The sequence below is a fragment of the Yoonia maritima genome (genome assembly GCF_002933395.1).
Taxonomy (GTDB): Bacteria; Pseudomonadota; Alphaproteobacteria; order Rhodobacterales; family Rhodobacteraceae; genus Yoonia; species Yoonia maritima_A.
The window spans coordinates 38,667-50,996 of sequence record NZ_PKFN01000007.1; the positions used below are offsets into that span (position 1 = coordinate 38,667).

The 12,330-nt window shown below is 53.2% G+C and carries 14 protein-coding genes and 1 pseudogene; 9 read left to right on the forward strand and 6 right to left on the reverse strand.

Annotated features, from left to right (window positions below; genetic code table 11):
- Window positions 1-22 precede the first annotated feature (22 nt).
- Window positions 23-439 (reverse strand): MerR family transcriptional regulator, encoded by a 417-nt coding sequence (locus tag CYQ09_RS01620; protein ID WP_106743697.1) that lies wholly within the window; start codon window positions 437-439, stop codon window positions 23-25.
- Window positions 440-513: 74 nt separating this feature from the next.
- Between CYQ09_RS01620 and CYQ09_RS01625 the strand changes: the two genes are divergently transcribed.
- Both CYQ09_RS01625 and CYQ09_RS01630 read left to right on the forward strand, forming a co-directional pair.
- Window positions 514-1,143, forward strand: coding sequence for a cation transporter (locus CYQ09_RS01625; protein WP_106743699.1), 630 nt, complete (start codon window positions 514-516; stop codon window positions 1,141-1,143).
- Window positions 1,144-1,229: 86 nt separating this feature from the next.
- Window positions 1,230-1,955, forward strand: a complete 726-nt coding sequence (locus CYQ09_RS01630; protein WP_162617531.1) for a class I SAM-dependent methyltransferase — start codon at window positions 1,230-1,232, stop codon at window positions 1,953-1,955.
- 124 nt (window positions 1,956-2,079) lie between these two features.
- On the opposite strand, the gene CYQ09_RS01635 is transcribed toward CYQ09_RS01630, so the two are convergent.
- Window positions 2,080-2,712 (reverse strand): 50S ribosomal protein L25/general stress protein Ctc, encoded by a 633-nt coding sequence (locus tag CYQ09_RS01635; protein WP_106743702.1) that lies wholly within the window; start codon window positions 2,710-2,712, stop codon window positions 2,080-2,082.
- A gap of 319 nt (window positions 2,713-3,031) precedes the next feature.
- Here CYQ09_RS01635 and CYQ09_RS01640 point away from each other — a divergent pair, with 319 nt between their 5' ends.
- The 3 genes from CYQ09_RS01640 (at window position 3,032) to CYQ09_RS01650 (ending at window position 6,154) form a co-directional block, all read left to right on the forward strand.
- Window positions 3,032-3,355, forward strand: coding sequence for a hypothetical protein (locus CYQ09_RS01640; RefSeq protein WP_162617532.1), 324 nt, complete (start codon window positions 3,032-3,034; stop codon window positions 3,353-3,355).
- Window positions 3,356-3,419: 64 nt separating this feature from the next.
- Window positions 3,420-4,805 carry a PepSY-associated TM helix domain-containing protein gene (locus CYQ09_RS01645; RefSeq protein WP_106743706.1) on the forward strand — a complete coding sequence of 462 codons (1,386 nt, stop codon included), beginning with the start codon at window positions 3,420-3,422 and terminating at the stop codon, window positions 4,803-4,805.
- A 290-nt stretch (window positions 4,806-5,095) separates the two neighbouring features.
- On the forward strand, window positions 5,096-6,154 hold the full coding sequence (locus CYQ09_RS01650) for an MFS transporter (protein ID WP_239495829.1): 1,059 nt from the start codon (window positions 5,096-5,098) through the stop codon (window positions 6,152-6,154).
- A 53-nt stretch (window positions 6,155-6,207) separates the two neighbouring features.
- Here CYQ09_RS01650 and CYQ09_RS01655 read toward each other — a convergent pair whose 3' ends face one another.
- The 4 genes from CYQ09_RS01655 to trpA form a co-directional block, all read right to left on the reverse strand.
- Complete coding sequence (locus CYQ09_RS01655; protein WP_106743708.1) at window positions 6,208-6,408, reverse strand: hypothetical protein; 201 nt, start codon at window positions 6,406-6,408, stop codon at window positions 6,208-6,210.
- 202 nt (window positions 6,409-6,610) lie between these two features.
- Window positions 6,611-7,774 carry an alpha-hydroxy acid oxidase gene (locus CYQ09_RS01660; protein ID WP_106743710.1) on the reverse strand — a complete coding sequence of 388 codons (1,164 nt, stop codon included), beginning with the start codon at window positions 7,772-7,774 and terminating at the stop codon, window positions 6,611-6,613.
- Between the two features lie 59 nt (window positions 7,775-7,833).
- Window positions 7,834-8,634, reverse strand: coding sequence for a hypothetical protein (locus tag CYQ09_RS01665; RefSeq protein ID WP_106743716.1), 801 nt, complete (start codon window positions 8,632-8,634; stop codon window positions 7,834-7,836).
- A complete protein-coding gene (gene trpA / locus CYQ09_RS01670; protein ID WP_106743718.1) occupies window positions 8,634-9,425 on the reverse strand; it encodes a tryptophan synthase subunit alpha in 792 nt (263 codons plus the stop codon). Before trpA ends, CYQ09_RS01665 begins: the two co-directional genes overlap by 1 nt.
- A gap of 144 nt (window positions 9,426-9,569) precedes the next feature.
- Here trpA and ychF point away from each other — a divergent pair, with 144 nt between their 5' ends.
- The 4 genes and pseudogenes from ychF to CYQ09_RS18610 form a co-directional block, all read left to right on the forward strand.
- Window positions 9,570-10,667: a redox-regulated ATPase YchF gene (gene ychF / locus CYQ09_RS01675; RefSeq protein ID WP_106743720.1), complete on the forward strand. Its 1,098-nt coding sequence runs from the start codon at window positions 9,570-9,572 to the stop codon at window positions 10,665-10,667.
- Window positions 10,668-10,834: 167 nt separating this feature from the next.
- Window positions 10,835-11,164 carry a hypothetical protein gene (locus CYQ09_RS18220; RefSeq protein ID WP_162617533.1) on the forward strand — a complete coding sequence of 110 codons (330 nt, stop codon included), beginning with the start codon at window positions 10,835-10,837 and terminating at the stop codon, window positions 11,162-11,164.
- Between the two features lie 53 nt (window positions 11,165-11,217).
- Window positions 11,218-11,460 carry a terminase gpA endonuclease subunit gene (locus CYQ09_RS01685; RefSeq protein ID WP_106743724.1) on the forward strand — a complete coding sequence of 81 codons (243 nt, stop codon included), beginning with the start codon at window positions 11,218-11,220 and terminating at the stop codon, window positions 11,458-11,460.
- Window positions 11,430-11,882, forward strand: a pseudogene (locus tag CYQ09_RS18610) (AAA family ATPase); the annotation flags it as partial. The gene CYQ09_RS01685 and the pseudogene CYQ09_RS18610, both read left to right, overlap by 31 nt.
- Window positions 11,883-12,330: the final 448 nt, after the last annotated feature.

Below are 12,330 nucleotides of genomic sequence, written 5' to 3' on the forward strand. Positions count from 1 at the left end.
TAACCCATGCCGCACCGCAGCGCTAGTGCGCGGTTTCGCACAGGCTATGATCGGCAAGAGATGTCAGAACATAGCAATCGCTTGCCCGCCCTTTTCCGTCACAGTGGGTGGCGATCCGGACCAGTTCCGTTTCCAGCCGCTGTAAGCGCGCAATCTTGGCACGCACGTCATCAAGTTGGCTTGTGGCAATGGCATTTGCGGTCGCACAAGAATGATCCGGGTGATCGTTTAGATCAATTAGCGCGCGTATCGACTCGATGGTGAATCCCAGATCGCGAGCGTGTTTGATAAAGCCCAACCGGTCCAGCCCAGCCTGTGTATAGCGTCGCTGATTGCCTGCCGTGCGTTCAGGTTCAGGCAGTAACCCCATTTCTTCGTAGTAACGAATTGTCGGGATTTTGACCCCCGTACGGTCAGAAAGTGTGCCGATGGAAAACATCTAAAAAAAACCTCTTGAACCTCTAGTTACTAGAGACGTTAGATCATGAGTCGCAAAGATGAAAGGATCTTAAGATGGCAGGTTGTTGCGGGCATGATGCCCAATTTGAAGGGGTGTCAGCCGACTATAAACGGCGTCTTTGGGCCGTGATCGCGATTAACGCTGGTATGTTCGTGGTTGAAATGACAGCCGGTCATATGGCGCGTAGCCAAGCATTGCAGGCCGACGCGTTGGATTTCTTCGGGGATGCAGTGACTTATGGTATTTCATTGGCCGTTATTGGTGCGTCACTACGGGTGCGTAGCACGGCTGCATTGGCCAAAGGGGTTAGCCTGCTTCTGATGGGGATGTGGGTGTTTGGATCGACGGCTTACCGTGTATTCACAATTGGTGTGCCAACTGCAGAGGTAATGGGGATCATTGGATTTCTGGCGCTTGTCGCTAACCTTGCCAGTGTGGGACTGCTGATGCGTTACAAAGATGGCGACGCCAACGTGCGGTCCGTCTGGTTATGTTCACGCAACGACGCGATTGGGAATATTGCGGTTATGATTGCAGCCTTTGGTGTTTGGGGAACCGCGACGGGCTGGCCGGACTTGATTGTTGCTGCGATCATGGCGGGGCTGTTTTTATCTTCGGCGGTGCAGATTATCAGACAGTCCTTGGCCGAAGGGCGCGCGTCCGCTGGCCATCAACATGGGTGACTGCTCTTAACAACGCTACGATCGTGACCTAAAAGCCCCTTACACCTTACATGGTGGTAGGGGCAGTGAGTGGATGGAACAGCGCGATGGCACATACCTATAATTACGAGAGATACGAGGACATGGTCACCGATCCTGCGTGGCGCAAGAGATTACTGTCTTTGAATAAAGCCTTGGCAAAAACGATGCATGGGATGGATGAGTTACCGTCGTTAAACGGTAATCTATTTTATGCGCACAAGGATCTAGAGTTTATTGAAGGCGAACTGCTTGAACGTTTTGAAGTAAAGCGGAAGAATTTTTTTCAATTGGCAAAGCACATTTCGTCTCTTTTAGAGGTAGGGGTGAATGGGGGGCATAGTCTATTTCTTGCGCTCAGTGCGAACCCATCGCTTAAGGTTGTCGGTATTGATGTGTGCGAGCCGCTAGATCCAAGCTGGGCACCTGTACACAAATATGTGCCTGCAGCATTTCGCTGGCTCAAGAAAGAGTTTCCTGGCCGTTGTACCTTTATCAAAGGGAATTCGCTTGTTGAGCTGCCAAAGTTTGCTTTGAAAAATGAAACAACAGTGGTTGATGCTGTCCACCTTGATGGTGCTAAAGATACCCACCTGCGCGAGCTTCTGGCGATATTGCCGCTTATGAATGAAGACGGCTATGTTGTGTTCGATGATGCGAACACCAAACCCGTAAGAAAAGGCATTGATCAGGTGAAAAAGCTAAACATCGCTAGACCGCGTGACCTGAGCCATATGGGAATAGAGCGAACGCCGGGGCATCGGGTTTTTCCAATACTGAATGCGGGTGGGTAAACTGCGCGGTGTTGATTTTATGTCGAAGTGCGCGTGTGACCAGCGTATTTGGCCCTAAAACATAATATTGTAACGAAAAAGGGCACCCGATTGGGTGCCCTTTGATCCACGCGTCTGCGTTGGATTATTCTGCTGCGGCTTCTTCAGTCGCGCCTTCTTCTGCTTCATCTTCATCGTCGGCAGCCAGCGTACGTGGTGCTGCGATGTTTGCGATGACGAAGTCACGGTCGATAACCGGTTTCGCACCTTCAGGAAGTGTTACTTCGCTGATGTGGATGGTGTCGCCCATTTCGTGTGACGCCAGATCGATCGTCAGGTGATCAGGGATGTCGCCAGCCAGAACGTCAAGTTCGACTTCGTTACGAACAACAGTCAGCGTGCCGCCTTTTTTGATACCTGGGCATGTGTCTGCGTTAACAAACTCAACAGGGATGAAAAGTTTCACACGGCTTGTGCGCTTAAGGCGCATCAGGTCGATGTGGCGGGGCAAGTCTTTGACAACGTCGCGCTGAACGCCACGGCAGATCACACGTACGTCTTCTTGGCCTTCAACCTTGAGGTTGAAAAGCGTAGACATAAAGCGGCCTTTGCGCAGCATAGTCAGCAGGTAGTTAAATGGGATGCTAATGGATTGGGGCTCTGCGCCACCACCATAAACAATGCCAGGTACGTCGCCATCACGGCGAGCTTGGCGGGCGGCCCCCTTGCCTGTCCCCGCGCGTACCTTGGCGTTAAGATCTGGGATCTTTCCAGCCATAGTCATATTCCTTAATGTAGGGGCCCGCCTCCAAGGGTGTCCGAGCCCGATGAAGCCCGCGCTATAGGCGAGATTCGCACGTTTGGAAAGCCATTTTTACCTTTTAAACACTGTTTTCGTTCGAAAGGGGCTTGTCTTGATCGGTAGGTGCATTGTGCCGCCGCATTGGCGGCAAAACAAGGGGTTTAGCGCGGTTAGGGGGTGTTTGGTTCAGATGACTTTACCTGCGTCAAAACCGCACTCGCGCTTGGCAGATAATTCCAATACACCGCCCCTCATGCGTCACAAATTTGGCATCACCAGTAGGCTTTTTGTTACCTTGGCATTGTTCATTGCCTTGGCGGCGGCAGGCGTGTCGACAGTCGCAAAGAAACCTGCGCTAACCGCTGATCTTGCCGCGTATTTGGCTGCTGGCGGGTCATTTTCTGACCTTTGTGGTGATACGACTGATCCTAGCAAAGCTGCATTTACGCATTGTGCGGCCTGTCATTTGATTGCAGCTGTAGTGCTGCCATCAGTTTGCCATGGCCCACCTCTGGTTGTGGCTGGTGACTATGACAAGCTGATCGCCGTTGCCCAAAACATCCGAAACGCGCAACGCTTAGACCCTGCGCGGCTGTCGCGGGCACCGCCCCACGCCTGATCTCTCTCCCAATTGAGTTCAACACATCTGCCAACCGGCAGAGCAATAGGCTTGGAGCCAACTTATGACGACGACTGATACGAATACGCAGCCTGCGGGTGGCGTGAATAAACTTTATTTTGCTGCATGGCGCTGGCATTTTTATACTGGCCTAGTGGTGATCCCATTCCTTACCATCCTTGCAGTTACAGGTATGTTGATGCTGTGGATCGCTTGGATTGATGGGCGGGACGGGGAACGCACTGTGGTAACACCACAAGACATATTAGCCCCGATTTCCACCCAAGCGGATGCTGTGGTGGCTGCCATTCCCGATGGGGTATTGAAGCAATATGTTGCCCCACGGACCGACGATGTTGCGGCGCTATTTCGTGTGGATCAAGGGGATGACGCGATCATGGTCGCAGTTGACCCCTACACGGCGCAGGTGATTGAAACCTTTCCGCGGCGCAGCGGCTGGTACGACTTTGTCGACGGTATCCATAGTGATCTGATGCTTGGCGTGGCAGGGGATCGGATGATTGAGACGGCAGCGTCGCTTTGCCTCGTGCTGGTTGCGACGGGCTTGTACATGTGGTGGCCACGGCAGGGCGGGTGGAAACGGGCTTTGTTACCGACATTCGGGCGAGGGCGCGGTCTTTGGAAATCCTTGCACGGTGTTGTGGGGATTTGGGTGTCTCTGATCTTGGTGCTCTTCTTGATTTCGGGCCTGTCGTGGGCTGGAATATGGGGTGGTAAAATGGTCCAAGCTTGGAGCCAGTTTCCGGCTGAAAAATGGGATAACATCCCCCTATCAGACGAGACACACGCAAGCATGAACCATAGTCGCCACGAAGTCCCATGGGCGCTAGAGCAAACGCCGATGCCTGCGTCGGGCGGTGACGCGGGGCAGGTTGCTATCACCGGTGCGGTGACAATCGATACGGTCGATGCATTGGCGCGCGAGATCGGCTTTGATGCGCGGTATCAGCTAAACGTGCCGAGCGGCGACGCGGGTGTTTGGACCCTAAGCCGCGATTCAATGAGCACAGATAGTACCAACCCAACGTCTGACCGGACGGTGCACGTTGACCGGTTCACTGGCAAAGTTCTGGCCGATGTACGCTACGCAGACTATTCGCTTGCTGGCAAAGCAATGGCTGTTGGGATTGCGCTACATATGGGCACGTTGGGCCTATGGAGTGTCTTGGCCAACACTGTCGTTTGTCTATCGGTGATATTCCTATGCGTCAGCGCGCTTGTGCTGTGGTGGAAACGCCGCCCAACAAAAGCAGGCCGTCTTGCTGCGCCGCCAATGCCAAAAGAAATGCCGCTATGGCAGGGGGCGGCATTGGTCGGTTTGGGGGTATCAATGGCATTCCCAATGGCCGGTTTGGCGCTTCTTACAGTGCTAGCAATAGACACGCTGATCCTGTCGCGGATACCGAAACTACGTGATGTACTAAGCTAAATTATGGCAGCACACCCAGCTTTGGTTGGGTGTGGTGAGATGCCGGAGAAGTGCGTGTTATGCGGCTTTCGTGGGTCCAAGTCCGTAGCGCTTTGAGAGCGAACGGAAGCCCGGGTGATAGTTGAAGAATTTGAAACTTGCTTTGGGAGAAAATATCGGTCAGCCATTGCGTCATGTCTATTTAGAACGCTCTTTTTCTATCCCGTCGCCCCGCTGCCGCCTTTGTTGTCGTCGGCATGTTTTGGGGGTGCTTTGCCGCATATGTCCCACATATTAAGGCCACTTTGGACGTGTCCGACGCGATGTTTGGCACATTGCTGCTCGGATCGGCGACCGGGCTTGTGTCTTCGATGTGGCTTGCGCCGATCATGGATCGGTGGCTTGGCGCGCGTGCTTTGCAAGTGGGCGTTGCCTTTCTTGCGGCCGCTTGGCTGGTTCCCGGGTTTATGTCGACGCCGCTGGCATTTGCGGCGTCGCTCGCTTTGGTCGGTTTGGCGTCAGGTCTGTTGGATGTGATCATGAATGCGCGGGTTAGTATGCTTGAGACAACGCATGAAACACCGCTGATGAACGCAAACCATGCGATGTTTTCAGTGGCGTATGGTGCTGCAGCTTTGGTCGTTGCATTCACACGCGAAGCGGGCCTTCCGCCCGCGCCTGTGTTCGCGGGTTTTGCGGTGCTAAGCTGCCTTATCGTGTCGTTTGTCTGGATGGAGGTTACTGATGTTGCCCCAGATGCGGACAGTGTGAATGCCCGCTACCCGCTTTGGCCGATCGTCATTTGTGGTGCCGTTGTACTGGTGGCCTTCATGTCTGAAGCAACAGTGGAGGCTTGGTCTGCGTTGCATCTTGAACGTACTTTGCACGGGGGTGCGGCCGAAGGCGCGCTTGGGCCGGTGATGTTGGGCCTGACGATGGCGATTGGTCGCTTTTCAGGGCAGGCCGTTGCGGCCCGTTGGAGTGAAATCACAGTTGTTATTGTGGCCGCAATTATTTCCGCCTGCGGCGCGGTCATTGCTGCGTTCGCCCCTGTTCCTTTGGTTGCATATGTGGGTTTCGGTATCTTGGGATTAGGCGTTTCCGTTATTGGGCCGATGGGGCTTGCGTTGGTTGGTCAGCTTGTCGCGCCGCATTTGCGTACCGAAGCCATTGGGCGCACTGCGGTGATAGGGTTTTCGGGCTTCTTTTTCGCCCCTGTCCTTATGGGGGTTGTGTCAGATGCGTTCGGGCTGCGTATGGCCTTTGCTGGCGTGGCGCTATTGTTACTCACGGCGATACCTTTGGCGTTGATCATCGCAAAACTGCCAAAATGGCATAAAAAAGGGGCTGGCAAAGCGCCAACCCCATAATCCTATCAGCATGTGCCGATTGATTTGATATCCGCTGAAGCAGCGGACATTTTTTAGTCTTCTGACGCAGCAGCCGCGATGAGCAGCGCAGCAACAACACCAACAACGATGTATGTTGGGTTTACAGAAGACGTTTTTGGTGCTTCCATAACTTCTGGTGTTTCGATGACAGTGGGTGCAACACCGCCAGCAAAAGCAGATGTAGAAACGACAGCCAGAGTAGCCGCAGCGGCGAGAGTTGTTGTGATGCGCATTGTAGTGCTCCTAGTTAATTACTTTTTCACGCGAGTGCTGATTGGCAAAATTTTCGCCTGAGCAGCATTCGCTGGTAAACTTCATTTGAATTGATGTGAGGTCAATGTTTTCATCGCGAATTTTTCCCCTTTTCTGAACGAATTTTCAGAAAGGTGGTGCATTTCACACGAATGTTGAAAACGGTTTCACAAAGCCTATCTACTAACGCCAATTTCCTTCGAAATCTTGCGGTATCAATAGCACTTCGGGATCAAGCGTGGTCACGTCACGCCGCCCGCACAGTGCCATCGTAACGTCGAGCTCTTTGTGAATGACCTCGAGCGCCGTCGTAACGCCTTTTTCGCCCATCGCGCCCAAGCCATAGATAAACGCGCGACCGATATAGACGCCCTTTGCACCCAGTGCCAAAGCCTTGAGCACGTCTTGGCCAGAGCGAATGCCGCTGTCCATGTGGACCTCTACTTGATCCCCAACAGCCGCCACGATGGATGGCAGCATGCGGATCGCGGAAAGTGCACCGTCAAGTTGGCGACCACCGTGGTTACTCACGATGATCGCGTCTGCGCCGATCTCAACCGCTTTCTTCGCGTCTTCGACGTCTAGAATACCCTTGAGGATCAGTTTGCCGCCCCATTTTTCTTTGAGCTTTGCAATCATGCCCCAGTCTAGTTTGGGTTCGAACTGTTCAGCGGTCCAAGATGACAGGCTGCTGGTGTCACCAACATTTTTCGCGTGACCAACGATGTTGCCAAACGTGCGGCGTTTGGTTTGCAGCATCTCGATCCCCCAGCGCCATTTGGTCGATAGGTTGATCATAGTCGGGATCGTCATCTTGGGCGGGGCGGTTAGACCGTTCTTTAGGTCCTTGTGCCGCTGTCCAAGAATTTGCAGATCAAGCGTGAGGACCAGCGCCGAACAGCCTGCGTTCTTGGCGCGGGCTACGATGTTGTCGACGAATTCTTCGTCTCGCATGACGTATAGCTGAAACCAAAATGGGTTTTTGGTGTTCGCGGCCACATCCTCGATCGAACAAATCGACATGGTGGATAGGGTAAAAGGAACGCCGAATTTTTCGGCGGCTTTAGCCGCCTTAATTTCCCCATCCGCGCATTGCATCCCCGTCAACCCAACAGGGGCGAGCGCCACAGGCATCGCCACATCCTGCCCGATCATCTGGGATTTCGTCGTGCGGTTCGACATATCCACCGCGACGCGTTGGCGTAGGCGGATTTGGTCAAAGTCAGTCGTGTTCTCGCGAAACGTCTGTTCGGTCCAGCTACCGCTTTCGGCGTAATCATAAAACATCTTAGGCGCGCGACGTTTGTGCAGGCGCTTAAGGTCGTCGATAGTGGTAATGACTGGCATGGCTGAGATCCTGAAATTGGTAATTATTTATTACCGATATTAGGGCTTCATGCAAGATGCTAAGGCGTTTCATGTCCTAAGATTGCCTCACCGCTGCGGTATGCTTGGCAAAGTGCGGAAACGAGTAACAACAGGGCAAAAATACCCACAAGCTGTGAGAGGTAACTCATAATTGTGCCGATCAGGCTGAAAGTGCCGTAATCGTCCCAGACAGAGTATGGCAAGCCAGCTCTTTGCCATTCGGCAAACAACTTGTTCGTACCCCATCCAAATAAAACCGGTCCAATCAGAATGTTTTGTACGAGGAACCAGCGCCGCCCCTTACTGCGCAACGCGGCCTGGGCAAGGCCGGGGTTGGTACCAATTGCGGCTGCCGGTAAGGCAGATCCGAACCGCCCCAAAAAGTAAAAATTGAACAAAATCAAAATAAGGATGGGAAAAAGGAGGAACGCCGGGACGATATTAGGACCCAGATATGTTTCTGCGGACAACAAGAAGATGATTGATGCGTAGATTGCCGCATTCAACGTAAAAAACGGTAGGGATGTTTTTAGAAATCTTCGCGAAGGAATAACGCGCGTTGTAAAAAGGTCCCGCGGTCGGAACGATTCATTGAGCATCATGATCCGGTGTCCAATAAATGCGATAGGCACGGCGCACACCACATTTATGATCAAACTCAACAACGCCAACACGGGATTGCCTTGTAGTAACAAGGCTTCGATCCCGACAAGGATTAGACCAAGTGTTGCGAAAAATAGAAAGTTACCGAAAAACGCATCACGCGCTGTGCCATAGATATGCTCAAGAATACCCGTCAGCGGCGTGTGTTGGTTCAATTCACTTCCGCGATCGTTCATTACCCCCGATGCGTCCCATCCGCCAACGACTTCACAAACGCTAGCACGTCAGCGACGCTTTCGCCTTTGCCGATTTTGTCGACGATGGCGGACCCCACGACGGCGCCATCGGCGATGCTCGCGATGTTTTCGGCGGCTTCGGGTGTTTTGATCCCGAAACCTACGATCACGGGTAGGTCGGTCTTGGCTTTGATCCGTGCGACCTCTGGGGCGACGTCTCCTGCTTGGGCCTCGGCGGTGCCGGTGATGCCTGTGACGGAGACGTAGTAAACAAAGCCGGATGTGTTTTGCAGCACTTTGGGCAGGCGTTTATCGTCGGTCGTTGGGGTCGCTAGACGGATAAAGTTGATACCTGCGGCTTGGGCGGGAATGCACAGTTCGTCGTCTTCTTCGGGCGGCAGATCCACGATGATCAGCCCATCGATCCCGGCCTCGACCGCGTCTTTTAGGAACTTATCAACGCCGCGCGAATAAATTGGGTTGTAGTACCCCATCATCACAATCGGCGTGGTGTCGTCATTTTTGCGGAATTCACGGGCATATTGCAGCGTTTTTTCAAGCGTCTGACCTGCCTCGAGCGCGCGCTGGCCCGCCAGCTGAATTGTCGAACCGTCTGCCATCGGGTCGGTAAAGGGCACACCAAGTTCGATGATATCGACGCCCGCATCTGGCAGACCTTTGACGATCTCAAGCCCGGTGTCATAATCGGGATCACCTGCCATCACATAGGCAACAAATGCCTTTTTGCCTTCGGCCTGCAACTGCGCAAATTTCGCGTCGATTCTGCTCATCTCAATCCCCAGTATAATTCTTGGGTTCGAGTTTGCGCGAAGAAAGGCGGAAAATCAATGGGGCGCACGCAATTGCACCCTGTTTATCTTGCACCAAACCCATTCCCCCCCTAGAAGCCCACAAGAGTTTCAAGGAGAGCTGACATGGGTTTCAAGATGGGTATCGTGGGTTTGCCAAATGTGGGCAAATCAACCCTGTTCAATGCGTTGACGAAAACCGCCGCCGCGCAGGCTGCGAACTTTCCGTTTTGTACGATTGAACCCAATGTGGGTGACGTGGCTGTGCCTGATGCGCGCCTTGATAAATTGGCTGAAATTGCTGGGTCCAAGCAGATCATCCCGACCCGGATGACGTTTGTTGATATCGCTGGTCTGGTCAAAGGCGCGTCCAAGGGGGAAGGTCTAGGTAACCAGTTTCTTGCCAACATCCGTGAATGTGATGCGATTGCCCATGTGTTGCGTTGCTTTGAAGACGACGACATTACCCATGTCGAAGGTCGCGTTGACCCGGTTGAAGACGCCAATGTGATTGAAACCGAACTGATGCTGTCCGATCTGGAAAGCATTGAAAAGCGCCTGCAGAACCTAACACGTAAGGTCCGTGGCGGCGACAAAGATGCAGTTCAGCAAGTGCGCTTGCTTGAGGCGGCCCAAGCTGTGCTGGAAGATGGCAAACCTGCACGGACCGTTGAGGTCGATGCCGATGACGCCAAGGCGTGGAAGATGCTGCAACTGCTGACTACCAAGCCCGTTCTTTATGTGTGCAATGTCGAAGAAGAAAGCGCTGGCGCTGGTAACAGCCAATCCACACGTGTGGCCGAAATGGCCGCGGCGCAGGGCAATTCCCATGTTGTGATCTCTGCCCGGATCGAAGAAGAGATCAGCCAGTTGGACGCTGAAGAGGCCGAGATGTTTTTGGGCGAAATGGGCCTAGAGGAAGCGGGCCTCGACCGTCTGATCCGTGCTGGCTACGAACTGTTGCACCTACAGACTTATTTTACCGTCGGCCCGAAAGAGGCCCGCGCATGGACTATCAAAGAAGGAACATCCGCCCCACAGGCCGCTGGCGTTATTCATGGCGACTTTGAACGCGGGTTTATACGTGCGGAAACAATCGGCTATGACGATTTTGTCGGCCTTGGTGGCGAACAAGCCGCGAAAGAAGCTGGTAAGATGAAGGCCGAAGGCAAAGGCTACATCGTTAAAGACGGCGACGTGATGCATTTCTTGTTCAATACATAAAACGATGCTTCGGGGTTGAGTATAAGTCTGTAGTTTTGTGCTGGAGTATAGCCATATTGTGGCGAGAGCCCCTACATATGATTCTTCTATAGATCTCTTCGAAACGCCCGTAAAGCGGTAGATGGACTGCCAGTCATCACCGACCGCGAAAAGAGCCGGGCGGGAAAATGTCCGAAGGGACGTGCTCGGTTCGAGAGATTGCTGACATCGCAGAATTTGCGGAACTTCTGTCAGGGTTGCGCACAAATGAAGCGCTGATCTACGGGGTGCCGAAGGGTATGGATACCGCCAAGATTGAGCGCAATGCGACGAGAGGTGCAATCTGCATTGCCAAAACGGTCACCGGATTACCCGAGTATTCATCGCAAGTATTCAGAAACTCACCGAAGAGTTTCGGATCCTTAATTGCGGCGTGGTTTTTCGTCTTTGGTGATGCGACGAGCCCCCGCAAATCTGGGCTGGGGTCGCGGGACGCAAGGCCAGCTGCAATACCGTGACGCATCACCTGCCCGACATATGCTCGGGTGCGGGCTGGACGGCTGAAGGCGATATGCGGGTGCTGGGCAATGTCCCGATTTGGGGCGATCCGACCGAAGCCGAAACTTGGATTGAGGTGGAAGACGCCTTGCGCCGCCAGTTCCGTCACCCGCTGGGCGGCGTGTTGAACGTAGACGCTGCCGTGATTGATAGCGGCAAGAGCACCTTTTTGCAGCACGTTGTTTCATGTCCTGACCTTGAAATAATTGAGGGTACGGCCCACCAGGGACCGGCAAGTCGAGCCTTGCAGACCTGATCGCTACGCATGCTGGAACAGCGACGACTGAGATTGATGCATCTGCAGGTGCGGCCGCGTTTCGGGTTGCTGGCGTTGAAGCAGGCTGGTCCACACGTCAAATCGGCGAGCCTTTACGGCTGATCGCAGATACCGGCTGCCCTAACCCCATGATCATCGTGAATGAGGTCGATAAAGCAGCAGGTGGTGTGCGGTCATCAGGCGGGACATCAAGTTCACTGCCAAATGCTCTCCTGCCGTTTTTGGAGCGTGGAACCGCGCGCAAGTTTCACTGCCCGGCCAGCGGGTTGGTTTGCAATATGTCGCATGTCAGCTGGATCTTGACTGCCAACAGCCTGCAACATGTGTCTGTGCCTTTACGGACGCGTTGTGAGGTTATTGAAGTGCCGGCGTTGACCGAGGCCATACGAGCAACAAAATAGTTCAGCGGTCTGCGGCATGGCATCGGCAAAAAAGATACCCCAATGATACCCAAGAGTTTATTCGGCCTTACAGTCTAAACAGGAAGGCCGCCTAAGTCATTGTATTAATTTGATTTAAATGGTGCCCAGGGGCGGAATCGAACCACCGACACGAGGATTTTCAATTTTCCTAGGTGTCCAGTCAAACTCTCGCACTCTGGTTCAGGCCGACGCAAAAATTCTTTAGCTTCAATGCCCTGTGGTCTCCAATCAATCGCAGAGTAAACCAACCCAATTCACTCTAGCCCACTGCTTTTGGCACCCATAACGCACCCAGCGGTCAATTCTAACCTCTTTACGATCAGATAAAGCTAGTCGGAAATTTCCCGGTTTCGGCTTTAAGGTCTTCTCATTGGTCGATATCCTGAGAACCTAGCTCTTCTGTTATATTTACTTGAAAGTTCCTTAA